A 25469-nucleotide genomic window follows, 5' to 3' on the forward strand; every position below is an offset into this window, starting at 1 on the left:
TAGGTAGTGCCTATGGCTAGTGTCGTCTTGCGTTCATGCAAGTGGCCCGAGGCATCCGCGAGGTTGAATACGTGTGATGAGGTCGCTTGGATGCTTCGAACCATGGCATTGGGGTGGGGGCTGGCCGCTTTATTGGCTGGTTGTGCCACGCAAACTTCACAACATACCGCGCTCGAGCCGTCTTCTCTGTCTGCGGCCGCCAGGGCTGGTGAAGGTGCGGGGTATCCTTCTCCGCTGACTGTCTTTCAGGCCAGCGACGTTCAACGGGCGCTGGTATCGCCAGTGCGCATTCGCAAGGCGCTGCTGTCCGAACATCGGCGCTGGGTGGGGACGCCGTATCGCCTTGGCGGGACTACGCAGCGCGGTATCGATTGCTCGGCGTTGATGCAACATGTCTACAGCGATGCATTCCAGGTTTCTCTGCCGCGTACGACCGAACAGCAAATGCAAGAGGGTCGGCGGGTCCAGCGCAGCGAGCTGGCAGCAGGCGACCTAGTATTTTTTCGGTCTCCGGGTCCGTACAACCATGTCGGCGTTTATGTCGGCGATGGCTATTTCCTGCATGCCTCGACGTCGCAGGGCGTCAAGTTGTCCCGCCTCGACAATGTCTACTGGAACCGTCATTACTGGCAGTCCCGGCGGCCCATGACCAGGACCCAATTGGCGGCGCGTATCGATCGACCCTCCCGCGAAGGATGAAGCAGGCACAAGCTTTGTCATGCCTGGCCGGCAGGTTCGCCTCGTGGCTATTTTGTGATGGCATGTCGTGTTATATGAAAATGTTATTATGGAGAGAGCCATGATCGAACCGCGTACCCGCGCTTGGTGGCGCGCGACCTTGGCGCTGTGTCTGGGATCCTTTACCGTCTTCATCAATTTGTACGTTGCCCAGCCATTGTTGCCGGCCATCCGCGACAGTTTCGATATCTCGACGCTGGCCGCGAGTAGTGCAATGTCGGTCAGTATGTTGACGCTGGCACTGTCGCTACTGTTTTACGGACCGCTTTCCGATGCCATCGGCCGAGCCGCCATCATGCGTATCACGCTGGTACTCGCCAGCCTCTGCACCTTGGTCATGGCATTTGCACCCAACTTCGCGAGTCTACTGGCTTTGCGTGCCTTGCAGGGGTTCTTGCTGGGCGGGTTGCCTGCGGTGGCGATTGCCTGGATGGGTGATGAATTCAATAAGCCGGCGCTGTTGCTGGCCGTGGGACTCTATATCAGTGGTAACACGCTGGGGGGGATCGGCGGGCGCGTCATCGGCGGCACGGTTGCCGAACATTGGGGATGGCATAGTAGCTTCGTGGCGATCGCGTGTCTGAGCCTGGCGTGCACTTGGGTCTTCTGGCGCGCCTTGCCGCCTGCCCGACAGTTTCGCCCTTCGCCGTTACGCGTGGGCCAGGCCGCGCGGGACATGCAGGGGCATTTGCGCGATCCCCGGTTGATTGCCGCCTACCTGATCGGCGGGTTCAACTTCTTCATCTTTCTCAATCAATACAGCTATGTGACGTTTCGGCTCAACGAGGCGCCGTTTTCTCTTACCTCGCAATGGTTGGGCCTGATCTTCCTGACCTATCTCGGCGGTACCGTAGGCTCGGCGATGTCCGGGCGTATCGCGCAGCGTTTGTCGCAACCGGCCTGCATGATGCTGGGTATCGGCATCCTGATGTGCGGTTCAGTACTCACGTTGATGCCTTCCTTGATCGCGATCATCGCTGGGCTGACGGTCAATGCCGTGGGTTTCTTCCTGGCGCATTCAATGGCCTCGAGCTGGGTGGGGCGGCACGCACAGCGCGCGCGAGGCAGCGCGTCGTCGCTGTATCTGGTGTTCTACTATCTGGGCGCCAGCCTGGGGGGCTTCTATCTGGAGCCGTTTTGGGCGCGCTGGCAGTGGGGCGGCGTGATTGCCGCCTCACTGCTGGTGTTGCTGGGAACCTTCAACGTAGCGGCCTGGTTATGGCGGCGTGAGGGTCGAATGGTCGACACGTCGTCGGCGACCTGAGAAGCGCCCGGCACGCTCAAGGTTTGCCGGCGTCATCGCCCCACACAGCCTCGAGCCGATCGTCACGGCCGCAACCGGCGCGGTAGAAGCGGTAGCGCACAGGGTTTTTCTTGTAGAAATTCTGATGGTATTCCTCGGCCTCCCAGAAAGGAGCCTTCGGCTCGATACGTGTCTTGACGTCGCGCTCGAAACGCGCTTCCACGGCTTCCTTGGAAGCTTCGGCGAGGCGCTTCTGGCGCTGATTAAGTGGAAAGATGGCGCTGCGGTACTGGCTGCCGACATCGCAGAATTGGCGTCCTGCGGCAAAGGGGTCGATATTGTGCCAAAACACGTCGAGTAGGGTGCTGTAGTCGACGACCGTGTCATCGTAAACGACCTTGACCGCCTCGGCATGGCCGGTATCGCCGCTGCTGACCTGCTCGTAGGTGGGGTTCTCGCTATCCCCACCGATGTAGCCGGAGGTTGTCGAGATGACGCCCTCGAGTTTGTCGTAAGGCGGCTCCATGCACCAGAAGCAGCCGCCAGCGAAGATAGCTTCGCGCTCTTCGGCGTGCGCCTGAGAAGTGGGTATGAAAACGAGTGTGGCGAGTAGTGCAAACGCGATCACTGGAAAGCGCATCGGGAGACTCCTGATTATCGGGTTGACATGTCATGCTGATGCGATCGATATACATCAAGTCTACTGGAAAAATAGCGGGAGCCCACATGTTGGATAAATGGACGAACGCCTGGGTTGCGCCGGTACTCACGCGCTGTGCCGTTGGCTTGGCACGGCGCGGCGTGACGCCGACCCAACTGACAGTGGGGGGCTTTGCAATCGGTATGCTGGCGTTGCCGTTACTGGCCTATCAGGCTTATGGTCTGGCGCTGGTGGCGATTGTCCTCAACCGCCTGTGCGATGGACTAGATGGTGCCTTGGCGCGCCACCTGCAATGCCAAAGCGATGCTGGCGGGTTCCTTGATATCGTTCTTGATTTCGTCTTCTATGCCGCTGTGGTGTTGGGTTTTGCACTCGCTGATCCGGGGCAAAACGCTTTGCCTTCAGCCTTGCTGCTCTTCGCGTTCATGGGGACGGGGGCATCGTTTCTGGCCTTTGCGATTGCCGCAAAACGCCATGGACTGGAGCGTCCGCATTTCGAGTATAAGGCGTTCTATTATCTGGATGGTTTGACGGAAGGCACCGAGACGATTATCGCTTTCGTGGTTTTCTGCCTGTGGCCGGCGCATTTTGCTTGGTTGGCGTCGCTTTTTGCGTTGGCCTGTATGCTCACGGCGGCGATGCGTATCGCAGGCGGCTATCGTGCCTTGGTCATGGCTGAAGAGGCGTCGGGAGGCGATTTCGAGAAAGGCGGTGGTTCATCGAGCGGCGCGTCGGGATAGGACAACTGATATGAAACGGGCGACCCGCAGGCCGCCCGTTCTCTTGTCACGCTTGGCGAGGGAGCGTCTTAGTGCTCCTGTTCCTGCTCGCCTTCACCGTGCACATGACCATGTTCAGCTTCTTCCTCGGAAGCTTCACGCACTTCAGCGATCTCGACATCGAAATTCAGCGTCTGACCGGCCAGCGGATGGTTGCCATCGACGGTGACGGTATCGCCTTCGACTTGAGTGACCGTGACCATGAGCGGGCCGCCCTGAGTCTGAGCCTGGAACTGCATGCCCGGTTGAATTTCCTCGACGCCCTGGAAGGCATCGCGCGGCACATCTTGCATCAGGCCAGGCTGTGTTTCACCGTAGCCTTCTTCCGGCTCGACGGTGACTTTGAGGTTTTCGCCGCTCTGACGGCCTTCCAGTTCTTTTTCCAGCCCTGGAATGATGTTGCCCGCGCCGTGCAGGTAAGTCAGAGGTTCGCGGCCTTCCGAGCTGTCCAACACTTCACCTTCGTTGTTGGTGAGGGTGTAGTGGAAGGAAACCACGGAATTCTGGGCAATCTGCATGTTGAAGACCTTTCTGGGTGTATGTCGCTTCCCATGGTAACGCGCTCACCCAAGTGTGTCAGGGGCCTCTAGGGGTTTTCATATATTCTGAGAATCGTATGACGATACTTCAAGCGGTATCGGGAACCAATTCGGCGTCGAGCGGTCAAGTTGACAGTACCTGCGGCAGGACGTCGCGCTGGTTGCGCGGTAGGGGGGGTGACGGTACCCTGCCGTCATTGTTGCGATTGAATGACTACCGACGTTGCCTATCAGGAGGCCAACATGACCGTAACGCTGATCTGGCTGATCGCTTTCGCCGTGATTCTTTTCCTGGCGCTCCGCGCGTGGGACGGTTCCCTCGGGCAGGCTGTCATGCGCCGTATCCCGGCGATATTGCAGCTAGGCGGTGACGATCGTTGGGTGTGGAGTATTGCCTTGGCCGTGTTGGGCGCCACCTTTATCGTCCATCCGGTTTCGATGTTACTGACGCTGATTCTTCTGGCGCTGTTTTTCTGGATCGCCAAACGGGTGGGGTGCTGGTTGATGCGACGCGTCAAGTTACACTGACAAAAAGCTGTTGTGCGATATCAATGCCCCGCTGATGCGGGGCATTGTCGTTATCGATAAGCGTTACAGCCACAACGAGAGCGTCAAGGAACCAAATTGATCATTCTCTTCCTGCGCTTCGAACTCGTGGGTCCGCCAGACGCTGGTGTAGGTGAGCTGCCAACTGTTCCACGTCAAGGCGATGCCGGCCAGTGCGTCGCCGACCCATTGCCGGCGGTCCACTGAATGGCTGTCCTCGAAGGTATTGCCATCCAGCAGCAGGTTATGAGCCATGAAGCGGCCTTCGAGGTTCGCGAACGCATACCAGCCGAATCCCTGCCCGGGTTCGAAGTAGTTACGACCACTCTGCGCGGGGGCGACCGCCGGCATGCCAGCGCTGTGCTGGAGGTCGCCACCGATACGTATACCCACGCCACCTGCGGCATATGTATACAGATTGCCGAGGGCAAAGCCAGCATTGGGGCCATACTCTACTTCCAGGTTGCCGAGCGAGTCTTGCAGCCACCAACTGCGTTTATATGTGATATTGACGATGGGTTCGTTATGGAGCTGGTGGTCCCAGCCGTGGGGCTCTTTACTATCGATAAGGTGGTGAAAGTTTTTTTGTACGACTTTGCCGCCCGAGGCAGGGCCGACGATGCCCACATCGATATGCAGCTCATCGGCTTGGCGCCATTCCTGAAGCTGGTGTTCATCGAATAGCGATACCCCGGCATAGAGTAGCCCGGCGTAGGGCCGGTCATCTTCGATGAGGCTCGAGCGTTCGATGTTTTCGGGGGTATAGATTTGTTGACCGATGCGATAGGCCGCGCCATCGAGGCCTCTCCCGGACCAGCCGGGGACTGCGTCGGCCAGACGACGTGTCCAGTGGTGCTCTTGTGGAGCAAACGACCAGTTGATTTCTAGCCCATTGGTGTAATGACCATCTCCACCACTAGCAAAAAGATCGTTCTCGCTTTTGACCGTCAACAAACCGTCAGCCGAGGCGGAGCTGGCGAATGCCGTCATGGCGAGGGTCGAAGCGATATAGCTGAGCGCGCGTCCTGATTTCATGAGACGATTCCGTATCCATGGCGTATTACGCTACATACAATAGCGTATGTAAGCAATGCCGGATAGGGAAAATTAGCAGGGCAATGCCGCCCGTGCCTCGCAAAGGCGGCGGACGGCGTACTACCGGTCAGGTTACCGCTCGCTGACAATCAATAAGGTGCGACACTGAGATTGGCACCGCTGCCGATCATGCGGACGCGCTGGCCGACCTGCCAGTTACGGTCAGCCTTTTGGACGACTACGACAGAGTTGCCGCTATCGCGCCGGATTTCTATTTCCCAGGCCTGGGTGCGATTGGCGGCATCTTCGACCTTGCTGCCGGCAACGCTACCACCGATGGCGCCGGCTGCTGTGGCAATGGCGCGCCCGGACCCACCGCCGATCTGGTTGCCAAGCAGTCCGCCAAGCACGGCGCCCCCCAAGCCGCCGAGGATATTCTCGTTCTGATTGCCGGCTTGAATCTGTACCTGACGAACCGAGGTGATAGTGCCGTAAGTCACGGACTGTGCGGTTTCGGCCTGGCCGCTGCGATAGACATCGCCCGAGTAAGGCGATGTATTAGCACAACCGGCGATGCCCAAGACACCGATGAGAACCAGGGGAAGTAGAGCTTTCATGGCAATCTCCGTTGATGGTGGGAACTGTTTAGAAACAGTGTTCTTTAAAGATTCTAGCGTGTTGTCACGACGCCGACCAGTGGTGGCAGTAAAGAAGCGGGGTTTCGCAACGTCAATCGTTTGGCTGCTGGTAATGGTAAATGAGTCGCTCATCCTTGCGCGGCCCTGCGATATGCCATTCGAGTTGAAAGCCGTGGGGCTCGAAGGTGAGCCGGGCCTGGTAGGTATCGGCACCGCAGAGATGCGGTGACTTGCTGATCAATGTGGTCGCCGAGTCGGCGACGAGATCGAATAGCCAGACCGCCGCGTCGGGGCCTCGGCGTTCATGATAGAGCGCGATATGCTCAGGGTGCAGGTCCCAGCGATAGACGTTGCGAAACGCCACTTCGCGCGACTGGCCTCGAGGCAGGAAATGGCCCTGTTCGATGAAGCGCACCTGGTCGGTGTGTGTCTCGGGCGTCACGGTGCCCGCGCCCTGGCCGGACCAGGCCACGTCGGAGGTATGTCCCGAGCGAGACGTGAAACTCAGGCGATGAATACTAGGCAACAGGCGTGTCAGGCGTATAATGGCAGTCAACTTTTAAAAATCCTGAGGTTAACCATAAATGGGGTATTTGATCGGCGTGACGACGCTCTGGGCCTTTTCTTTCAGCCTGATCGGCGTCTATCTCTCCGGCCAGGTCGATAGTTATTTCGCGGTTCTCACTCGCATTGTGCTAGCGGCGCTGGTCTTTCTGATCTGGCTACGCCCGCGGCGTTTGCCGCTCGCACACGTACTGGGACTGATGGCCATTGGTGCTGTACAGCTAGGAGCGATGTATATCGGTTTCTATCAGTCGTTTCTGTTGTTGAGCGTGCCGGAAGTCTTGCTGTTCACGATCTTCACACCACTCTACATCACCTTGATCGACGATATCCTCAAGAGGCGCTTCACGCCATTCTATCTGCTCACCGCTGCGCTTGCCGTGCTCGGGGCGGCGGTCATCCGTTACGCTGACATCAGCGACGCCTATTGGGTCGGCTTCCTGGTGGTACAGAGTTCGAACCTGTGCTTCGCCGTGGGGCAGGTTGCTTATCGTCATTTGGCGCCGCGCTTGCCTCAGGAGGTGGCGCATCGCCATGTCTTCGGCTGGTTCTACCTGGGGGCGTTGTGCGTGGCGCTACCGGCGTTCTGGTTGTTCGGCGATGTCACGGCATTGCCGACGACCTCGCTGCAGTGGGGAATCCTGGCATGGTTGGGAATCGTCGCGTCGGGGCTGGGTTACTTCCTCTGGAACAAGGGAGCCTGCCGGGTCGATGCCGGGACGCTGGCGATCATGAACAATGCCCTGGTACCCGCCGGGTTGCTGGTCAATCTGCTGATCTGGAACCGCGACGCGGATGTGGGGCGTCTGGCGTTGGGCGGTGGAATATTACTGGCCTCGCTGCTGATCAATACCTGGTGGCGTCGGCGTCATCAGGCGTCGCTCGGTATTGCCTGATAGCGCGGCGGTCGCCTGTTGGGCCTGGTGGCTCTAAACCCGGACGACGTTTCGTGTTTTCATGGTGATGACGCCTTTCGTTCAGGACATCTTCATGAAGCATTCTTTGTTATCGCGTTACGGGTTTTTTACGGCGTGCTGTGTGATCACGCTAGTGACGACGCTCATGGCCATAAAGTGGCATGGATGGTGGCCGGTACCATTGGTGGGCGGTGCGCTGGTGCTCTTGGGTATCGCCGATCTCTCGCAGCGCGGATATGCGGTACGTCGCAATTACCCCATCATTGGCAACTTGCGTTATGTCTTTCAGGCGTTACGCCCGGAGTTGCGTCAGTATCTCTTCGAGGCCGATACCGAGAAGTTGCCGTTTTCCCATGTGCAGCGTGGCTTGGTCTACCAGCGAGCGCGCCAGCATAACGACGCCAAGCCCTTCGGGACACTGCGCGATGTCTACGCCAATGCCTATGAATATATCGGCCATTCGATGGAAACGGCGCCAGTGGCGGAGCCGGACGATTTCCGCCTGACCATCGGCAACGATCAGTGTGCCCAGCCTTATGAGATTTCGCTGTTCAACATCTCGGCGATGAGCTTCGGTGCGCTGAGCGCTAATGCGATTCGCGCCCTCAATAAGGGCGCCCGGCTGGGACGCTTCGCGCATGACACAGGGGAAGGGGGCATCAGTCCGTATCATCGCGAGCATGGTGGCGACCTGATCTGGGAGCTAGGCAGTGGTTATTTTGGCTGCCGTACGCCGGAAGGCGATTTCGATCCCAAGCGCTTCGCCGAGCAGGCCAGCGATGCGCAGGTCAAGATGATCGAGGTCAAGCTCAGTCAGGGTGCCAAGCCTGGCCACGGAGGGCTGCTCCCGGCGGACAAGATCACGCCGGAAATCGCCCAGACGCGGGAGATACCCCAGGGGGAGGATTGTCTCTCGCCGGCCAGCCATCCGGCGTTCTCGACACCGCTCGAGATGCTCGACTTCATCGCGCAATTGCGTGAGCTTTCCGGCGGCAAACCGGTCGGCTTCAAGCTGTGTCTTGGCCAGCCTTGGCAATTCATGGCCATCGTCAAGGCGATGCTTGAAACCGAGATTGTGCCCGACTTCATCGTCGTCGATGGCAGTGAAGGGGGCACGGGCGCGGCTCCGGTAGAGTTTTCCGATCATCTGGGAGCACCGCTGCGTGAAGGGCTCTTGTTCGTGCATAACACGCTGGTCGGGGTGGGGCTGCGCGAGCAGATTCGCCTCGGAGCGAGCGGCAAGGTCATCAGCGCTTTCGATATCGCGCGGGTCATGGCCATGGGCGCCGATTGGGTCAATGCCGCGCGCGGCTACATGTTCGCGCTGGGCTGCATACAATCGCAAAGCTGTCATACCAACCGCTGCCCGACAGGAGTGGCCACCCAGGACCCGCTACGTCAGAAGTCGCTGGTCGTTGGCGACAAGGCCGAGCAGGTGTATCACTTCCACCACAATACTCTGCATGCCCTGGCGGAAATGATCGCGGCGGCGGGGCTGACGCGCCCGTGGCAGATTACGCCCGATCACCTCGTGCACCGTGTTTCGGAAAACGAGGTGAAGCTGTTCTCTCATCTACATCCGTTCCTGGAGCCGGGCGAGTTATTGCGCGACCCCGGTCAGCGTCCATTCTATGGTCGTATCTGGCGCATGGCGCAGGCCGAGAGCTTCGCCCCCGTGCAGCTGGCTGAGGCGCCGAGTGCGACGACGGCCGCGTAGAGGGCGTTTTCAGGCGTCATGACGGTGCTGGTGGGGCTCGGGGGCGGTCTTGCCGTGGGCGAAGGCGGTTAGGATCGTGCATTGCGTGGCCGTGTGCGGGCCGCCGCAGCAGGCATCGGTCAGGTGAGCTAGCGCTTGGCGCATGTGCTGCAATTCCGTCAGGCGTGCGTCGATGGCGGCGAGCTTATCCTCGGCGACGCGCTTGACCTCTTCGCAGGTGTGCGCATCGGCGTCGACCTGCAGCGAGAGTAGTTCGCGAATGTCGGCCAGGGTAAAGCCCAGGCGTTTGGCGCGCAGGATGAAATGCAGGCGCTCGAGGTTGTCCGCAGCGTAGTAGCGATAGCCGTTGTCGCCGCGTTGGGCTTCGGGTAGCAATCCTTCCTTTTCGTAGTAGCGCAACGTGTCGACGCTGACGCCACTACGCTCGGCCAGTTCTCCGATCCTCAGCATGGTGGGATTTCCTCCCTATTAGTGGGCGTAATGGGTGGCAGTGGCAGGCTACGCGGCCAGTCATCGGGCACGATGAAAAAACGTCGCTGGGTGCCGTCGGGCGCTTGCAGGTGATATTGCCGTGGCGCGCCAGTGCTCGTGAAGTGTGCCTCGAGCTCGGTTTCCAGTCGTTCAAGCGAGCGATACGCCTCGCCTCCGGGTAGCGCGAGCCAATGCGGCTTGTGAAGCGGGGCGCCCAGGGTTCCCGCCGGCAAGTGGTCACGCAGTATCGGCCAGTCTTGCCAGGTCAGCCAATTGCCATGAGTGGCGGTGGTATGCGCCGGATGCGGCGCCGCTATCGCGCCGGGCCACGGGTAAAATAGCATTCCGAGCATGGCCGAACGCTGGTGAAGCGAGCTTGGGTCGATGCCTAGCGCGTTCAAGCATGCCATCGAGCGCGGATGATGGACCAGAGGCAGCTGATGATGCCGAGTATGGGCATGCTTGCGTGCCAGCGAGTCGGCGCAGCCGGGGCCGATCCAGCGTGCCGGGTGGCGTTCGTCGCCGGGTCCTTCGCGAAGGCCCAGATAATACTTGATGGCCAGTTCGAGATGGACGAGGCGTCCTTGAGCATCGGTATAGATCACGTCGAGCTCACCGAGCGTGCGGCCGGCCTCGTGGATCGTGATGTTGGTCGCCAGTAGGCGTGTCGCCGGGGCGAGGTCGAGCAGGGCGTGCCACAGGCGCTCATGATAATGCCCCAGGCGTCGCGGCGGCGTCGCGCCGATATAGGGCACGAGCCGTTGCGGCTCGGCGTCGAGCGCATGCAGCCAGGTCTTTCTGCACGCGGCGTCGCCAAGCCCGAGCTCCTCGAGGGTTGGCCGGCCCGGATGAGCGCTTTCGACGATATCCGGTGCATGCAATAGCCAGGTGAGATCACGCACCCAGGGATGGTGAAGCGATGCCCCTTCGTCTTCCAGCGCGGGCGTGGCGCCATCGAGCAGTGCTAGCGTCATGTCGTGGTCATCTGTGAGGCGCCTGTCGTCAACATCGCGTCTACCCGGGTCTGTACTAAGTGCACCAGCGTGTTGACAATATACCCTCGCTTGCCAGGTCGTCGACAGACCCGAGGTGGCATGCCAATTCTTGAACCGGAGATGCGTAATGACGGAAAAAATGGTCCGGCGCCGCCGGTGGCGCGCTATCGGTAAATTCTTCGCGGCCATCATCGTGATCAACGTTATTGTGGGCATCGCTGGTATTGCCTTCATGATGCTCTATTACGGCGAGGTCGATGGGCAGGGCCGGGCCGCGTTGGTGACCTTCATGGTCTTGAATACGATCTTTGCGTCGCCCGTGGCCCTGTATCTCTACTGGTGGGAGTTGCACCCCGTGCAGACGCCCGAGTCGGATCAGTACAACGACCCAAAGCAATGAGCGCAGGTCGCTAATGTTGCAGGTGTGCCGCTCAGGTGCGGTTTGCTCCGCTGCTCGCCAGTCCGCATAATGACGGGCCGCGACGCCGGCAACGAGATGCTTTCATGCAGCCATTCAAGACCATTGGCCTGATCGGGCGATTGGGCAGCCCCAATGCGGTAGAGACGCTCAAGCGGTTGCTCCGCTTTCTCGGCGCTCGCCAACTCAATGTGATCATCGAGGAACGCACCGCCACGGTATTGCTCAATCATGGTTATCCCGAGGCGAGCTGTCGCCAACTGGGTGAGCGCTGTGACTTGGCGATCGTGGTGGGTGGCGATGGTAGTCTGCTGGGGGCCGCGCGGACGTTGTGCGCTACGGGGACGCCGGTATTGGGCATCAACCGGGGGCGGTTGGGTTTTCTGACCGATATATCGCCGGATGAAGTCGAAGAGCGAATCGGCGAAGTGCTCGACGGGCACTTCGAGAGCGAGCGTCGTTTCCTGCTGGAGGCGGAGGTGTTTCGCGCCGGCGAACAGGTCGGCACGGCCTCGGGGCTCAACGATGTCGTCATCCATCCCGGCAAGGCCGCGCGGATGATCGAATTCGAGCTGTTCATCGACGGTCAGTTCGTCTATAGCCAACGTAGCGATGGGTTGATCATCGCCACGCCGACCGGCTCCACCGCCTATGCCTTGTCGGGAGGCGGCCCGATCGTCCATCCCCGGATCGAGGCCATCACGCTGGTGCCGATGTTTCCGCATACGTTGTCGAGTCGGCCGATCGTCATTGATGCGTCAAGCGAGATCACGGTGCATATCGGCGAAACCAACCACGCGTATCCGCATGTCAGTTGTGACGGCCAGACCCAGGTGGTGTCCAAGCCTGGTGACCGCCTGGTCGTGCGCCGTAAGCGAGAACGGTTGACGCTCCTTCATCCGCATGGACACAACTATTTCGAGGCCTGTCGCACCAAGCTCGGCTGGAGCAGCCGGATGGGGGAGTGACATGACGCTGGCTCGAAAAGACCTCGAGGGTTACGATCTGATCGGCGATGTGCATGGGTGCGGCGCCTCACTGGCGGCATTGCTGGAAAAGCTCGGGTATTGCTATCGGGAGGGGGCGTACCGTCATCCGCGTCGTCGAGTGATCTTTCTGGGCGATTTGATCGATCGCGGCCCGCGCATTCGGCTGGCGCTGAATATTGCGCGTGACATGGTCGAGGCGGGCGAGGCGGATATCGTGATGGGTAATCATGAGTACAATGCCCTGGCATATTGTCGCCGGGCGCCGTCGGAATGGTCGGGGGAATGGTTGCGTGAGCATTCGCCACGACACAACCGCATCATCAATGAGACGTTGGCACAGTTTCGTGACCATTCTCAGGAGTGGCAATCCCATCTCGATTGGTTCATGACGATGCCACTGTGTCTTGAACGCGATGGACTGCGGGTCGTGCATGCGTGCTGGGATCGGGATCTCATCGCGGCCTTCCTGGCGCAGTGCCCCGATGGCCGCATGAGCGAAGATTTTTTTTACGATTCGGCATGTCCAGGTACATTTGCCTTTCGTGTCATGGATCGATTGACGCGAGGCCCTTCGCTGCCATTGCCGGCGGGCTTGCGAATCTATTCCGGCGACGGTTTCACGCGTACTACCTTCCGTGCCCATTTCTGGGCACGCGCCCCATTGACCTATGGCGATGTGGTCTTTCAGCCCGATAATCTTCCTGATGATCTAGAAAATCAGCCACTGAGCGCGGAGGAGCGGCAGCGTTTGCCGTATTATGGCCCGCAGGAGCCACCGCTGTTCATTGGTCACTATTGGTGTGAGGGGGTACCGGCGCTGCCGGCACCGAATATTGCCTGTCTCGATTACAGCGCGGTGAAATACGGGCGTCTGGTAGCCTATCGCTGGGAAGGCGAGCGGCATCTGGATGCCAACCGCTTCGTATGGGTCGATGTGTCGCGCGATCAGTCGGCGACGCCGAGGTCCGATGACATCGCGCTGACTTGAGAAGAAATAAAAAATTGAAAAAAATTTCGTCGCGCCGGGAACTCATCGCGGCGGGGCGTCGTCAGAGTAAGTGTTCCCTTGAATGATCCCTTGCTCTTGTCCGGCGGCCCCCTCCGCCGGACTTTTTCTTATGTGCGTTCGTCTGCGTCATTGAAAGGGCCCCCATGTACAGATTGCTGGAACTGCCTCATCAACAGGATATCGTCGCGCTGCGTCGAGCGTTGTGGGCGCATCGTATCGGCCACCAGGTGACCGAAGAGACAGAGACGACCCAAGTGCTGTGGCTGGCCGACCCGCGTCAGCGTGACGAAGCGGCACGCCTGATCGAGCAATGGCATCGTGGCGAGTTATCGGAGCGTCCTGCCACCTCGACTCGACGCCGTTCGTCGGGGGTGATGGGTAGTGCCTTTACCCAGGCGCCGTTGGCGGCTGCCTGCGTGGCACTGTGTGTGGCGATCTTCGCCTTGATGACGCTGTTCGGTGACCGCGTGGTCGCCGCGCTGACCTTCGTGCCCGTCGATGCCGTATCCGGACGCTTGACGGTCGGCACTCTGGGCGATTCTCTGGCCAGCGGTCAGATATGGCGCTTGTTGTCGCCGGCGTTGATGCATTTCGGTTGGATGCACCTGGTCTTCAATATGCTGTGGCTATGGTATTTCGGGCGTCAGGTCGAAGCCTTGCAGGGACCCGCGCGCCTCGCCACGCTCGTCGTCGTGGCGGCGTTCGTCTCTAACTGGGCGCAATATGCCACGGGGACCGTGCTGTTCGGCGGCATGTCCGGGGTCGACTATGCGTTGCTGGGATATGTCTGGCTGATGGCGCGTCGGGCCCCGGGAAGCGGGTTTTTCGTGCCCCAGATGCTGGTGGTGTTCATGCTTGCCTGGATGGTCTTCACCATGACCGACATGGCGGGCTTGTTTGGATTCGGCAATGTCGCCAATGAGGCGCATATGGGTGGTTTGCTGATTGGACTGGCTGCTGGTTGGTGGGCCGGTGGACGTGCCGCGAAAGGAGAACGGTAGTGAGTGATATGACCTTCGACAAGATGGTGGCGCAGATGACACCCACCATGTACGACAGCTTCAAGCAAGCGATCGCGCTGCGTAAATGGCCGGATGGGCAGCGCTTGAGTCAAGAGCAGACGGAGCTGTGTCTCGAGGCGGTGATGAAATACGAAGTCGCCCATGGCGTGCCTGAGAACGAGCGAGTGGGCTATCTCGAACGTGGTGGGTGTGGCCCGACCGATGATGCTGGCGAGTCCGATGCCATCAAGTGGATGAACTGATGAGCGACTTGTTCAGCGTGGCGGATGTTAGCGCCGCGCGTGGGCCCCTGCGCAAGATGGACATAGCGCTCGGCGATGCGGAGATGCCGGCCCAGTACACCCTGCGGGCCGGCGACCAGCGGATTGCACTCAACGCGCATTTGGGGGCGTCGCTGCGACTCGTGCATACCGGGGCCATCCACTGCGTGCATTGCGGTCGCGCGACTCGCAAGAGTTTCGCCCAAGGTTATTGCTATCCGTGTTTCAAGTCGCTTGCCCAGTGCGATACCTGCATCGTCAAGCCGGAAACCTGCCACTATCATGCGGGCACATGCCGCGAACCGGCATGGGGCGAGCAGCATTGTTTCCAGCCACACGTGGTCTATCTGGCCAATTCGTCAGGGCTCAAGGTCGGCATCACGCGTAAGACGCAGTTACCCACGCGCTGGCTCGATCAGGGGGCGATCCAGGCACTGCCGATTCTCGAGGTCGACAATCGCTTGCAGTCGGGGCTGGTCGAAACCTTGTTCAAGCAGGTGGTGGGCGATCGCACCAACTGGCGCGCGATGCTGAAAGGCGATGTGGAGCCGCTGGATTTACTGGCCGAGCGGGATCGGCTCCTGGCGGCGCTCGATCAGGAACTGGCGGCACTCAAGCAACGTGTCGGCGAGCAGGCGATCGGTACGCTGGCGGCGACCCCGGTCGAGCTGCACTATCCCGTTATGGAATTTCCCAGCAAAGTAGTGTCGCATAATTTCGATAAATCTCCCGAGGTCGGTGGACGCTTGTTGGGGCTCAAGGGGCAGTACCTGATCTTCGATACCGGCGTCATCAATCTGCGCAAGTTCGGTGGCTACGAGGTGGAAGTGGCGATCGAGTAGGCCGCTTGGCGCGACGATGCCTTGAAGTCCACTGGGATGTCTCCACCTCAGGGGTATCGACATGAATGTCGCTCACCCCAGGAGATTTGCATGAAGATTCTAATGGTACTGACGTCGCACGATCGCATGGGCGATACCGGCCACGCCACCGGCTTCTGGCTCGAGGAGTTCGTGGCGCCGTACTACGTGTTCAAGGATGCGGGCGCCGAGTTGACCCTGGCTTCGCCTCAAGGTGGGCAGCCGCCCATCGATCCCACCTCTACGCAGCCCGATGCGCTGACTGAGGAAACGCGCCGCTTCGAGGCAGATAGCGAGGCCAAGGCGCAGCTGGCCAATACGCGCAAGCTGGCCGAAGTGCGCGCTGATGACTACGATGCGGTTTTCTACCCCGGTGGCCATGGTCCGCTGTGGGATTTGACGCAAGATCGCCATTCCCAGCAGTTGATCCACGATTTCCTCGTGGCCCACAAACCGGTCGCCGCAGTCTGCCATGCGCCCGCCGTGTTGGTACACGCTCAGGGCGCTGACGGTCAATCTGTGGTCAAGGGCCATCGTGTCACAGGGTTCTCGAACAGCGAGGAAGACGCTGTGGGACTGACCGATGTCGTGCCATTGCTAGTGGAAGATGCTTTGAAGGAAAAGGGTGGCCACTATGAGCGCGCCGACGCGGATTTTGACGCCTTCCAACTGCGCGATGGCCTGTTGATCACCGGTCAGAATCCGGCCTCCAGCGCGCCGACGGCCAAGTTGTTGCTCGATGCGCTGACAGGCTGACTCTGACCCTCGACCCTTACACACCTCTCTTATAATGGCTCGCCTTGGCGAGCCATTATTTCTTTGTGGTTAATGATGCCTTTCCTCGATGCGTCCTGGCGTGACGCGCGATAGCCATTATGCTGAAGGCATGATCGGTGGAGAGACACGCATGTGGCGCAATTCGGTACACGGTTGGGGCTTGCCCAGTATTCTTTTGCATTGGCTGAGTGCCGCGCTGGTCGTGGCACTTTTCGTGCTTGGCTGGTGGATGACCGGCCTTGGCTATTACGACCATTGGTATCAATTGGCGCCGTGGTGGCACAAATCACTGGGCTTGACGCTACTGGGGCTGACGCTGGTGCGTATGGTGTGGCGCTTGATTCAGCCTACGCCCGAGGCACATGGTGTCGCCTGGGAGCGTGTGATGGCGCATGCCGGCCATTGTCTGCTGTACGTCTTGTTGTTGACGGTGATGGTCAGTGGTTACTTGATCTCCACTGCCGAAGGACAAGGCATCAGCGTGTTCGGTGTCTTCGAGTTGCCGGCACTGATCAGCGATTTGCCCAGTCAGGCGACTCTGGCAGGGGAAGTGCACTGGTACGCTGCCTGGGCACTGATAGTGCTCGCCGTGGGGCACACGCTGGCTGCGCTTAAACATCATATTTTCGATCGTCGGGACACCTTGCGCCGCATGTGGTGGCCCGGTGGGCCTCGACGCCAATGAGTTCGATATAGGTGGCGGTGTGCCGCCACGTAAGTACTTCAATCCTTCATCTTAGGAGATGACGATGTTCTCGAAATCGCTACTCAAGACCGTAACCGGTGTCGCCCTCGGCGCGGCCGCACTGCTGCCGATGACCCAGGCCAGCGCCGCCGAGTACAAGATCGACAGCGAAGGTCAGCACGCCTTCATCCAATTCAAGATTAGCCATCTGGGTTATTCTTATGTGCTCGGCACCTTCGAAGACTTTACGGGAACGTTCAGTTACGACCCTGATTCGCCGGAAAACGCCAGCGCCAGTGTCAAAGTCGACGTCAGCAGTCTCGACACGGGGCATGCCGAGCGTGACAAGCACATCTTGAGCGATGACTTTCTCGATGCTTCCCAATATCCTACCGCAACGTTCGAATCGACCGGTTTCGAGTCGACCGGTGAGGGCGAGGGCGAGCTCAAGGGCAAGTTGACCCTGCATGGCACCACGCAGCCAATCACCATCGATGTCGAGCACATCGGCGGGGGCGATGACCCGTGGGGTGGCTATCGTCAAGGCTTCGAAGGTGAAACCACGCTCACGTTGTCCAACTTCGGTATCGATACCAGCAAGTTGGGCCCGACGGCGTCCACCGTTGACATGTACCTCGTGGTGGAAGGCATTCGCCAGTAAACGCCACCTAGCGTTGCGCCTGAATCGCCCCGCCTTGTGCGGGGCGATTCGTTTGGGACTCAGTCGCCGGCGATGGTCAAGCGGTTGCGCCCACTTTGCTTCGCCCCGTAAAGCGCCATGTCGGCGTGATGCAGGAGGGTTTCAGCATACTCGCCGTGCTGGGGATAACAGGCGAGCCCTAAGGAGACGGTAAGATAAATCGGCGTTCCGTCGTCCTTGGCGATATCCAGCGCGGCGACCTGTTGCCGAAGGTGTTCACCGCGTTGTCGTGCGGCGGCCAGGCCCGCGCCGGGCATGATGATCACGAATTCCTCGCCGCCGTAGCGACAAACGATGTCGCCGCGCCGGACGTTGTCGCTCAGGAGATCGGCGACCTCGATCAATGCCTTGTCGCCAAAGGCATGGCCGTGGTCATCGTTGATCGGCTTGAAATGGTCAATATCCAGCATGAGTACCGACAAGGGGCCGGGCTGACGTTCGGCACGTGCCAATTCGCGCGTCAAGGTATCGTCCAGGAAACGCCGGTTGTAGAGACCGGTCAAGGCGTCGCGAATGCTGGCTTCCTCGAGTTGCTCGCGTAGTCGCACATTGTTTAGCGAGAGCGCCATGTCCTCGACCACGCCCTGGGCGAATTCAGCGTGAGGGTCGCCGTTATCAGACGTATCGCAGGTACTGGCGAGGTGAAGGTGGAGCACTCCCACTGACCCCTTCGAGCCTTTCAATGGAAGACAAAGATGGCGCCCGGGGGGAGCGGTGCGCAGGTGTGGGCAAACCTCTGCGTCTTTCGTCACGGGGAGGGTGGTATCGTGTATCTGGTTATCGCGCAGGGCCCGGCATTCGCTTCGGTCAATATCGCTCTGGTCTTTGCCCCATTGGCAAATGCGATGGGGTTCATCGAGGGGGTGTCCCCCCAGGAACCACAAGGTGCCGCCGAGGGTATTGGCAAAGACCGTAGGTAGCTGGCCTTGAAGCGTCGATTGCGCTTCCTGCGTGCTGCGACATGCTTGCAAGGCTTCGACGAGATCATGGCGTGCCCGCATATCGCGGGTTCGGTCACGCACCAGCACATTGACGCGTTCGGCAAGCTCGCGATTGGTGCGTTTTTCGGTGGCGACCAAGGCCTCGAGGCGCGCCGCCATGGCGTTGAAGGCATTCGCCATCCAGGCGAACTCATCGCGTCCCTTGAGTGCCACCCGCTGGCTGAGATCTCCCGCGACCATGCGCTGCGAGCGCTGGATGATTTCTGCCACGGCCTGCCGGGTACGACGAAACAATGGCCACCAGGTCAGCAGAGCGCTCGCCAGCGCCAGCAAGATGCTCCATACCATGATGTACCGCGCACGTTGCGCGGCCTCCTGGCTATCGGCTTGACGTGCATGCAGGGCCGCTTGTGCGGTATCGATGAAAGCCTCCATGACGGCACGGAACTCATCCACCAGGCGTTTGCTGGCTTCATGGCTTGCCCGGGGCAGGGCGGTGTTCTCGTTGCGTGTCACGGTGATGCTGTCGGGGGCGGCGCTTCTTACCCATTGCCGGAAGAGCTGCTTGGCCTGCTCGAGGCGTCGATGCTGTGCCGCGTCGTTGGAGGCCTCGTGCAAGCGTTTCAAGGTGCGCGGAAAGGCGCTCAGAGCGCGTCGATAGGGCACCAGGTAAGTGTCATCCCGGGTCAGGGCGTAACCGCGTTGACCGGTTTCGGCATCCATGAACAGACGCATCAAGTGATTGGCGTCGGCGATCACCTCTAGGGTCTGGGCGACGCTACGTGCAGTGCGCTGCTCGACCTGGGACGCCTGATAGAGGGCGAGGCAGCCGGTCAGCATGATCATGAAGGGCACGATGGCGGCGACTATCATGCGTGCGTAGAGTGAATGAGGCATGAGGCTGAGCTTTCTCGAAAACGTAACTAATGGTTACTTAAGGTTGATCATAAGGAGGTCGCTGGCCAACCTCAATGGTGATCTAGCGGGAGGCGGGTGTTGAAAGTCAATTTAACGGTCCCCAACTCATGTAGGAGCACGACAGATTGCCTGGCGTCATTTTTCATCTTGTAACTAGGTTTTTGTGCTGTCTTTCGCTATCTGACAAGGAGTCACCATGCTTAACCAACGCACGTTGCCTCGCATTGGTCTGGGGACCTTTCGTCTCAAGGATCAAGACGTCATCGACTCAGTCACGTCAGCGCTGTCACTCGGTTACCGGCATATCGATACCGCTCAGTTCTATGACAACGAGCGCGCCGTAGGCGAGGCGCTCGAGCAAAGCGATGTGCCACGCGACGAGATCTTTCTGACTACCAAAGTGTGGTGGGATCAATTGCAGCCGCAGGCATTGCTCGAGAGTCTCGAAGAGAGTTGCCGGAAGCTCGGTGTCGAATACGTCGATCTGGCTCTGGTGCACTGGCCGTCGCCCAACGACGAGGTGCCGATGGCCGATTACATAGGCGCCTTGAATCAAGCGCGCGAGAAGGGCCTTACGCGCGAGATCGGCGTCTCTAACTTCACGGTGGCACAACTCGACCAGGCGCTCTCGGTCCCCGGTGGGGAGCACCTGATCACCAACCAGATCGAAGTGCATCCCTTCCTGGCCAACCGCACCGTGGCCGAGCATTGCCACGACCTGGGCCTGCAAGTCACCGGTTACATGCCGCTGGCGGTAGGTAAGGTGATGGACGAGCCTGTGCTAAAGGAGATTGCCGAGATGCACGATGTGAGTCCGGCGCAGATCGCGTTGGCCTGGGTCGCGGCACGAGACATCGTGGTGATCCCGTCGTCCACGAAGCCTGAGCATCAGAAGTCGAATCTCGAGGCCATGCAAATCACCCTGAGTGCCGAAGAAATAGCGCGTATCGATGCCCTGGATAGCGGCGAACGTATCGCCAATCCGGACTTCGCTCCCGACTGGGATGCCTGAATCGTCATCACTCACGAAGGCGCTTTCTGCTAGTCTTGGCGCCCCCGGTATCGACCGATACCGGGGGCGCCCTGTTTGATACCTTGATCATTGACTCGCAATGAGGTTTCCGTGTCGGAATCCATGTCCTCGCTACGTCGCCAGTTGTGGCAGCAAACTTGGCCCATGGCCATCGGTGTGCTTTCGCTGCTGGGCTTTCAACTCGTCGATAGTGCCTTCATTGCCCGCTTGGGCACCCAGCCGCTCGCGGCACAAACCTTTACCTTCCCGCTGTCGTTTCTGATCATCGGCGTGCAGGTGGGGCTGGGCATCGCCATAGCGGCGCTAATCTCGCGCACCCTGGGCACCGGTGATACGGCGCGAGCAAGGCGCCTGGGTAGTCTCGTGCTGATCGGTGGAAGTGCTTTGATGGCGCTACTGGTGCTGATCATGTGGGCCGCGCAGACGCCGATCTTTACGCTGCTGGGGGCCGATGCTCCCACGCGGGAGCTGATTCGCGGCTACTGGGGCCCGCAGTTGGTGGCCAACTGGTTGGGGGCGGTGCTGTATTTCGGCTATAGCCTGTTTCGGGCACATGGCGATACGCGCTTGCCCGGCAAGCTCATGGTACTGACCAGCCTGATCAATCTGGTCCTCGATCCGTTGTTGATCTTCGGTGTCGGTAACTGGTCGGGCTGGGGGCTGCCTGGCGCGGCCTGGGCGACGGCGATGGCGTTTGCCATCGGTATCTGGTTCCTGGTGGTGCGCCTGCGCGCCCACGACTGGCTGGCGCGTCATGGGCTACGCAATGAAGTGCGTATCTCGGCCGTACCGTTCATGGCGATCGCCGGACCCGCGATGATCAGCCAGTTGATGCCGCCGCTTGCGGCGATGCTGGCGACCTCGGTCGTTGCCAAACTGGGTGAGACTGCCGTCGCGGCCTGGGGTCTGGCAAGCCGTCTGGAAACGCTTTCATTGATGGTGGTGCTGGCACTGACCATGTCTCTGCCGCCCTGGCTGGGACGTTGCTACGGTGCTGGTGATTGGCCACGCATCGACGCCTTGATGAGGCTGGCGGTGCGCACGGCGGTGATCTGGCAACTGGCGCTGGGATGTGTCATGGCACTGGCGGCGCCTTGGATAGCGGTCGCCCTGTCGGGCAATCCGGAAATTCGCGACGAACTCGCGACCTTGATTCGCTGGTTGTTGCCCAGCTACAGCTTGCTGGGCCTATGCATGCTGGTGGTGTCCGCCTCCAATGCGCTGGGCTGGCCGGTACGCGCCATGCTGCTGTCCTTCATGCGCTTGTTCGTGTGTTACTTGCCGTGCCTGGCGGTGGGCGCCTGGCTGTCGGGGATCTTCGGGGTTGCCTGGGGCGCCGCGCTGGGCAACGTGCTGGCAGGCGGTCTCGCCTGGGGTATTTTCCGGCGTTCCCTGACGCAGCGCATGGCGGCCAATGGCAGTACTTGAAAACGCTGTTCTTTAAGTTGTAAAAACCAGATGGTGGATAAGAATCGATTTCATAATCTGGTTGTTGGGTCGATTACCTCATAATTTTCTGACTTCTCCGTCCTATACTGGCGCTTCGCTTAGCATCCAATCAGCGCCAAGCAGGGGAAGGCCATGCACGTACTCATTCTCGGTAGTGGTGTCGTCGGCGTCACCAGCGCTTATTACCTGGCATCTCAGGGGCACGAAGTCACGGTGGTGGACCGCCAGGCCGGGCCTGCCATGGAAACCAGTTACGGCAATGCCGGCCAGGTATCCTTCGGCTTTTCTTCGCCCTGGGCGGCGCCGGGTGTTCCGCGCAAGGCGCTCAAATGGATGTTCCAGGAACATGCGCCACTGAAGATTCAGCCTAAGGCCGATCCCGCCATGGCCCGCTTCATGATGGCGATGTTCAATAATTGCACGCCCGAGCGCTACGCCCTCAACAAGGAGCGCATGGTGCGTGTCGCTGAGTACAGCCGGCAGTGCATCGATATCTTGCGCCGCGACACGGGCATCCGCTACGAGGATCGCCAGCGTGGCCTACTGCAGCTCTTTCGTGACGATTCCCAGGTCGAGGCGGTGGCCAAGGACATGCGCGTATTGAGCGATTGCGGCGTACGTCACCGGCTGCTCGATGCCCAGGAAGTGACCGCCGTGGAACCGGCGCTGGCGCGGGTGCCGGGTAAATTCGTGGGCGGACTGCACTTGCCCGACGATCAGACCGGTGATTGCCACTTGTTCACTCAACGCCTGGCCGATCATTGCCGCGAGCATCTGGGTGTCGAATTCTGCTTCAATGTCGATATCCAGCGCATCGAGCGCCAGGCGGGCCGCGTTGAACGCGTCATGACGTCGGCAGGCGCGATGAGTGCCGATGCGTACGTGGTGTGCCTGGGCAGTTTCTCGCCGCTGCTGATGAAGGATCTCGACATCCGTCTGCCGATCTACCCGGTCAAGGGCTACAGCCTGACGCTGCCAGTAGTCGACGACGGCGGTGCGCCGCAGTCCACGGTGATGGATGAAACCTTCAAGGTAGCCATCTCGCGCTTTGATGACCGGATCCGTGTCGGCGGTACCGCCGAGCTAGCCTCCTATGATTTGAGCCTGTTGGAAAAACGCCGCGCGACCATCAGCATGGTGGTGCGTGATGTCTTTCCGGAAGGCGGCGATATGGCCAAGGCCGACTTCTGGACCGGCCTACGACCGATGACGCCGGATTCGACGCCCATCATCGGTGCCACGCGGTATGACAACCTGTGGCTCAACACGGGACATGGCACCCTGGGGTGGACGATGAGTTGCGGCAGTGCCCACTTGCTGGCCGATCTGATTGCCGGTCGCCGCCCGGAAATCGATCCTCAGGGGCTTAATGTGGCGCGTTACGCTGCGTGATCCTGTGCGGTATGGAATCCCCACGTGTATCGCTTGTCCAATGGCTTGCATCAGGCCCGGTACATCAGTACCGGGTACTCAACGTAGAGTGTGATGAGGGCCATTAAGGAGGCAGCGATGACGATTCGCGCTGGTCGACGTGTCGGATATGCCGGCATGCTGGCGTTATTATTGAGCAGTTCGGTGCTGATGAGCGGGGTTGTTCTAGCCCAAAGCGATATTGGCTCGTCTCCAGACCAGAGCGGACAAGCGACTGAGGCTGGCGAAGTGAGCGAGAAAGCAGACGCGGGTGCCAGCTTCGGTCAGGGGAGTGTGCAAACCCCGCTCGACCAGCGCCGCAACGCGGTGACCTTCGGCCAGGTGGATGCCGACGAGGATGGCGTGCTTAGCGAAGAGGAGGCGCGTCAGGCCGGCCAGCTCGAGCTCTTTGAGCGACTCGAGAGCGGCGAGGGTGAGGTCACGCGAGAGATGTTCCGAGAGGAGGTCGGCTCGGAGACGCTGCCCGAAGTGGCGGAATAAGCTCCGCGAGGCACGTTATAAAACACAGCGCCCGATGCGTGGGAACGCATCGGGCGCTTGCGGTGCTATCAATCAGCCGACGACGGTGGCGATCGCCTTGGCCACGTAGGGCAGGTTTTCTTGCGCCAGGCCGGCGATGTTGGCACGGCCGGAGCGCACCATATAGATGCCAAACTCATCGCGCAGGCGGTCGACTTGGTCCGGGCTCAGTCCGGTGTAGGAGAACATGCCGCGTTGCTCGGCGATGAAAGCGAACCGCTCGTCCAACCCGTAAGGCTTGAGTGATTCCACGAAATCGCGGCGCAGTCCGTTGATGCGGTCACGCATCTCGGTGAGTTCCTCGCGCCATACGCTGGTCAGCGCCTCGTCATGGAGAATCTCGGCGACCACTGCGCCGCCGTGGGCGGGCGGGTTGGAGTAGTTCTCGCGGGCGACGATGGCCATCTGCGAGCGCACGTTCTCCATCTGCTCGCTATCGCGGGCGATCATGATCATACAGCCGGTACGCTCGCGATAGACCCCGAAGTTCTTGGAGCAGGAGCTGGTGATCAGCACCTCGTCGAGGTTCTCGGCCAGCAGGCGCGGCCCGTAGGCGTCGGCATCGAGGCCATCGCCGAAGCCTTGATAGGCGAAGTCGACCAGCGGCAGCAGGCGGCGCTCGCGTACGACCTCGAGCACGCGCTGCCATTGCTCGCGTGACAGGTCGAAGCCCGACGGATTGTGGCAGCAGGCATGCAGCAGCACCACATCGCCCTCGGGAATTTGCTGCAGCGCGCCCAGCATGCCGTCGAAGTCGAGACGGTTGTCGGCGTCCACGTACGGGTACTTTTTCAGCTCGACGCCCGCCGCATGGAAAATACCCAAGTGGTTGGGCCAGGTCGGATCGGAGACCCAGATGCCCTTGCCGGGCAGTTGTGACTTGATGAAGTCCGCCGCCAGACGTAGTGCCCCCGTGCCGCCGGGAGATTGTGTGGCACTGGCGCGGTTGGCGGTCAGCACCGGGGATTGCGCGCCGAGGACCAGCTCGAGCACTGCCTGGCCATAGCGCGGGTCACCGTGCGAGCCGATATAGCTCTTGGTCGTCTCGTTCTTCAGCAGCCGCGCCTCGGCCTCCTTGACGGCCCGCATGACGGGCGTATTGCCGTGCGCGTCACGGTAAACGCCGACCCCCAGATCGACCTTCTGGGGGTTGGGATCCTTTTTGAAGGCTTCGATAAGCCCGAGGATGGCATCCCCGGGTACGCGTTCAATCTGCTCGAACATTGGACTGCGCTACCTCGTCGGTTCTGGCGGCCATGATGAAATCGTTTTTATGCAAGCCCTTGATCTTGTGCGACCACCAAGTAACGGTAACCTTGCCCCATTCGGTGGTCAGCGCCGGGTGATGACCTTCTGCCTCGGCGAGATCGCCCACCTGGTTGGTGAACGCCAGGGCCTGCTTGAAGTTGCGGAACGTGAACTCACGTTCCAATTGCATGATGCCATCGCGCTCCACGATCCGCCACTCGGGAATATCGGCGCCGAGGCTATGCATCTCCCCTTCGCTGATGGTCGGGGCGTCGGCACTGCAGGCTTCGCATTTCAGTTCGGCAAGCTCGCTCATGGTGTTTTCGCCTCCTTCGAGTGATTTGTATCAGTGTAGAAGCCAGTGCCG

At 60.2% G+C, this 25469-nt stretch carries 29 protein-coding genes; 19 read left to right on the plus strand and 10 right to left on the minus strand.

The annotated features are described in order from the left end of the window. The first annotated feature begins 90 nt into the window (after positions 1 to 90). On the plus strand, positions 91 to 699 hold the full coding sequence (locus RVY79_RS15235) for a C40 family peptidase (protein ID WP_317465258.1): 609 nt from the start codon (positions 91 to 93) through the stop codon (positions 697 to 699). Positions 700 to 799: 100 nt separating this feature from the next. Continuing rightward, the gene (locus RVY79_RS15240; RefSeq protein WP_317465259.1) at positions 800 to 2002 is read left to right on the plus strand and encodes an MFS transporter; all 1203 of its coding nucleotides are present in this window, start codon (positions 800 to 802) and stop codon (positions 2000 to 2002) included. A gap of 16 nt (positions 2003 to 2018) precedes the next feature. Here RVY79_RS15240 and msrA read toward each other — a convergent pair whose 3' ends face one another. Continuing rightward, positions 2019 to 2621: a peptide-methionine (S)-S-oxide reductase MsrA gene (gene msrA / locus RVY79_RS15245; RefSeq protein ID WP_317465260.1), complete on the minus strand. Its 603-nt coding sequence runs from the start codon at positions 2619 to 2621 to the stop codon at positions 2019 to 2021. An 86-nt stretch (positions 2622 to 2707) separates the two neighbouring features. On the opposite strand from msrA, the gene RVY79_RS15250 reads away from it, so the two are divergent. Next, positions 2708 to 3382 carry a CDP-alcohol phosphatidyltransferase family protein gene (locus RVY79_RS15250; RefSeq protein ID WP_317465261.1) on the plus strand — a complete coding sequence of 225 codons (675 nt, stop codon included), beginning with the start codon at positions 2708 to 2710 and terminating at the stop codon, positions 3380 to 3382. 68 nt (positions 3383 to 3450) lie between these two features. Here RVY79_RS15250 and RVY79_RS15255 read toward each other — a convergent pair whose 3' ends face one another. Then, the gene (locus RVY79_RS15255) at positions 3451 to 3939 is read right to left on the minus strand and encodes a peptidylprolyl isomerase (protein WP_317465262.1); all 489 of its coding nucleotides are present in this window, start codon (positions 3937 to 3939) and stop codon (positions 3451 to 3453) included. A gap of 264 nt (positions 3940 to 4203) precedes the next feature. Between RVY79_RS15255 and RVY79_RS15260 the strand changes: the two genes are divergently transcribed. After that, a complete protein-coding gene (locus RVY79_RS15260) occupies positions 4204 to 4488 on the plus strand; it encodes a hypothetical protein (protein WP_317465263.1) in 285 nt (94 codons plus the stop codon). A 63-nt stretch (positions 4489 to 4551) separates the two neighbouring features. On the opposite strand, the gene RVY79_RS15265 is transcribed toward RVY79_RS15260, so the two are convergent. The 3 genes from RVY79_RS15265 to RVY79_RS15275 all read right to left on the minus strand — a co-directional run bounded on the left by RVY79_RS15265 (position 4552) and on the right by RVY79_RS15275 (position 6735). Then, entirely contained in the window at positions 4552 to 5541 is a 990-nt protein-coding gene (locus RVY79_RS15265) for a lipid A deacylase LpxR family protein (protein WP_317465265.1), read from the minus strand. 149 nt (positions 5542 to 5690) lie between these two features. Beyond that, positions 5691 to 6158: a glycine zipper 2TM domain-containing protein gene (locus RVY79_RS15270; protein ID WP_317465267.1), complete on the minus strand. Its 468-nt coding sequence runs from the start codon at positions 6156 to 6158 to the stop codon at positions 5691 to 5693. Between the two features lie 112 nt (positions 6159 to 6270). Next, positions 6271 to 6735 carry a DUF6314 family protein gene (locus RVY79_RS15275; RefSeq protein WP_317465269.1) on the minus strand — a complete coding sequence of 155 codons (465 nt, stop codon included), beginning with the start codon at positions 6733 to 6735 and terminating at the stop codon, positions 6271 to 6273. Between the two features lie 28 nt (positions 6736 to 6763). Between RVY79_RS15275 and RVY79_RS15280 the strand changes: the two genes are divergently transcribed. Together RVY79_RS15280 and RVY79_RS15285 are read left to right on the plus strand one after the other, a co-directional pair. Then, on the plus strand, positions 6764 to 7639 hold the full coding sequence (locus RVY79_RS15280; RefSeq protein WP_317465271.1) for a carboxylate/amino acid/amine transporter: 876 nt from the start codon (positions 6764 to 6766) through the stop codon (positions 7637 to 7639). A 94-nt stretch (positions 7640 to 7733) separates the two neighbouring features. Continuing rightward, positions 7734 to 9377, plus strand: coding sequence for an FMN-binding glutamate synthase family protein (locus RVY79_RS15285; protein ID WP_317465272.1), 1644 nt, complete (start codon positions 7734 to 7736; stop codon positions 9375 to 9377). A 9-nt stretch (positions 9378 to 9386) separates the two neighbouring features. Here RVY79_RS15285 and zntR read toward each other — a convergent pair whose 3' ends face one another. After that, the gene (zntR, locus tag RVY79_RS15290; RefSeq protein ID WP_317465274.1) at positions 9387 to 9827 is read right to left on the minus strand and encodes a Zn(2+)-responsive transcriptional regulator; all 441 of its coding nucleotides are present in this window, start codon (positions 9825 to 9827) and stop codon (positions 9387 to 9389) included. Continuing rightward, positions 9821 to 10822, minus strand: coding sequence for a DUF1853 family protein (locus tag RVY79_RS15295; RefSeq protein ID WP_317465276.1), 1002 nt, complete (start codon positions 10820 to 10822; stop codon positions 9821 to 9823). Before RVY79_RS15295 ends, zntR begins: the two co-directional genes overlap by 7 nt. A 148-nt stretch (positions 10823 to 10970) precedes the next feature. Between RVY79_RS15295 and RVY79_RS15300 the strand changes: the two genes are divergently transcribed. From RVY79_RS15300 to RVY79_RS15340, 9 genes are all read left to right on the plus strand, one after another. Beyond that, on the plus strand, positions 10971 to 11243 hold the full coding sequence (locus tag RVY79_RS15300) for a hypothetical protein (protein WP_317465278.1): 273 nt from the start codon (positions 10971 to 10973) through the stop codon (positions 11241 to 11243). Between the two features lie 104 nt (positions 11244 to 11347). After that, complete coding sequence (locus RVY79_RS15305; protein WP_317465279.1) at positions 11348 to 12229, plus strand: NAD(+) kinase; 882 nt, start codon at positions 11348 to 11350, stop codon at positions 12227 to 12229. Position 12230: 1 nt separating this feature from the next. Further along, complete coding sequence (locus tag RVY79_RS15310) at positions 12231 to 13238, plus strand: metallophosphoesterase (RefSeq protein ID WP_317465281.1); 1008 nt, start codon at positions 12231 to 12233, stop codon at positions 13236 to 13238. Between the two features lie 164 nt (positions 13239 to 13402). Continuing rightward, positions 13403 to 14260 carry a rhomboid family intramembrane serine protease gene (locus RVY79_RS15315; RefSeq protein ID WP_317465283.1) on the plus strand — a complete coding sequence of 286 codons (858 nt, stop codon included), beginning with the start codon at positions 13403 to 13405 and terminating at the stop codon, positions 14258 to 14260. Further along, positions 14260 to 14523 (plus strand): YeaC family protein, encoded by a 264-nt coding sequence (locus RVY79_RS15320; RefSeq protein ID WP_317465285.1) that lies wholly within the window; start codon positions 14260 to 14262, stop codon positions 14521 to 14523. The genes RVY79_RS15315 and RVY79_RS15320 overlap by 1 nt, the downstream gene beginning before the upstream one ends. Then, entirely contained in the window at positions 14523 to 15383 is an 861-nt protein-coding gene (locus RVY79_RS15325; RefSeq protein ID WP_317465287.1) for a DUF2797 domain-containing protein, read from the plus strand. Before RVY79_RS15320 ends, RVY79_RS15325 begins: the two co-directional genes overlap by 1 nt. A 90-nt stretch (positions 15384 to 15473) precedes the next feature. Further along, a complete protein-coding gene (locus tag RVY79_RS15330) occupies positions 15474 to 16157 on the plus strand; it encodes a type 1 glutamine amidotransferase domain-containing protein (RefSeq protein ID WP_317465288.1) in 684 nt (227 codons plus the stop codon). 151 nt (positions 16158 to 16308) lie between these two features. After that, a complete protein-coding gene (locus RVY79_RS15335) occupies positions 16309 to 16863 on the plus strand; it encodes a cytochrome b (protein WP_317465290.1) in 555 nt (184 codons plus the stop codon). A gap of 64 nt (positions 16864 to 16927) precedes the next feature. Next, positions 16928 to 17524: a YceI family protein gene (locus tag RVY79_RS15340; RefSeq protein ID WP_317465292.1), complete on the plus strand. Its 597-nt coding sequence runs from the start codon at positions 16928 to 16930 to the stop codon at positions 17522 to 17524. A gap of 59 nt (positions 17525 to 17583) precedes the next feature. On the opposite strand, the gene RVY79_RS15345 is transcribed toward RVY79_RS15340, so the two are convergent. Then, positions 17584 to 19401, minus strand: a complete 1818-nt coding sequence (locus RVY79_RS15345; protein WP_317465294.1) for a diguanylate cyclase — start codon at positions 19399 to 19401, stop codon at positions 17584 to 17586. 217 nt (positions 19402 to 19618) lie between these two features. On the opposite strand from RVY79_RS15345, the gene dkgB reads away from it, so the two are divergent. The 4 genes from dkgB to RVY79_RS15365 all read left to right on the plus strand — a co-directional run bounded on the left by dkgB (position 19619) and on the right by RVY79_RS15365 (position 23815). Further along, the gene (gene dkgB / locus RVY79_RS15350) at positions 19619 to 20434 is read left to right on the plus strand and encodes a 2,5-didehydrogluconate reductase DkgB (RefSeq protein WP_317465296.1); all 816 of its coding nucleotides are present in this window, start codon (positions 19619 to 19621) and stop codon (positions 20432 to 20434) included. Between the two features lie 123 nt (positions 20435 to 20557). Continuing rightward, a complete protein-coding gene (locus RVY79_RS15355) occupies positions 20558 to 21883 on the plus strand; it encodes an MATE family efflux transporter (protein ID WP_317465335.1) in 1326 nt (441 codons plus the stop codon). Positions 21884 to 22036: 153 nt separating this feature from the next. Continuing rightward, a complete protein-coding gene (locus tag RVY79_RS15360; RefSeq protein WP_317465297.1) occupies positions 22037 to 23296 on the plus strand; it encodes a D-amino acid dehydrogenase in 1260 nt (419 codons plus the stop codon). 117 nt (positions 23297 to 23413) lie between these two features. Beyond that, positions 23414 to 23815, plus strand: coding sequence for a hypothetical protein (locus RVY79_RS15365; protein WP_317465298.1), 402 nt, complete (start codon positions 23414 to 23416; stop codon positions 23813 to 23815). Positions 23816 to 23887: 72 nt separating this feature from the next. Here the strand turns inward: RVY79_RS15365 and RVY79_RS15370 are convergent, their stop codons facing one another. Both RVY79_RS15370 and RVY79_RS15375 read right to left on the minus strand, forming a co-directional pair. Next, positions 23888 to 25078 (minus strand): amino acid aminotransferase, encoded by a 1191-nt coding sequence (locus tag RVY79_RS15370; RefSeq protein ID WP_317465299.1) that lies wholly within the window; start codon positions 25076 to 25078, stop codon positions 23888 to 23890. After that, entirely contained in the window at positions 25062 to 25418 is a 357-nt protein-coding gene (locus RVY79_RS15375) for a 4a-hydroxytetrahydrobiopterin dehydratase (RefSeq protein WP_317465300.1), read from the minus strand. The genes RVY79_RS15370 and RVY79_RS15375 overlap by 17 nt, the downstream gene beginning before the upstream one ends. Positions 25419 to 25469 lie beyond the last annotated feature (51 nt).

Origin of the sequence: Chromohalobacter sp. HP20-39 (assembly GCF_033052815.1) — a bacterium.
Lineage (GTDB): Bacteria > Pseudomonadota > Gammaproteobacteria > Pseudomonadales > Halomonadaceae > Chromohalobacter.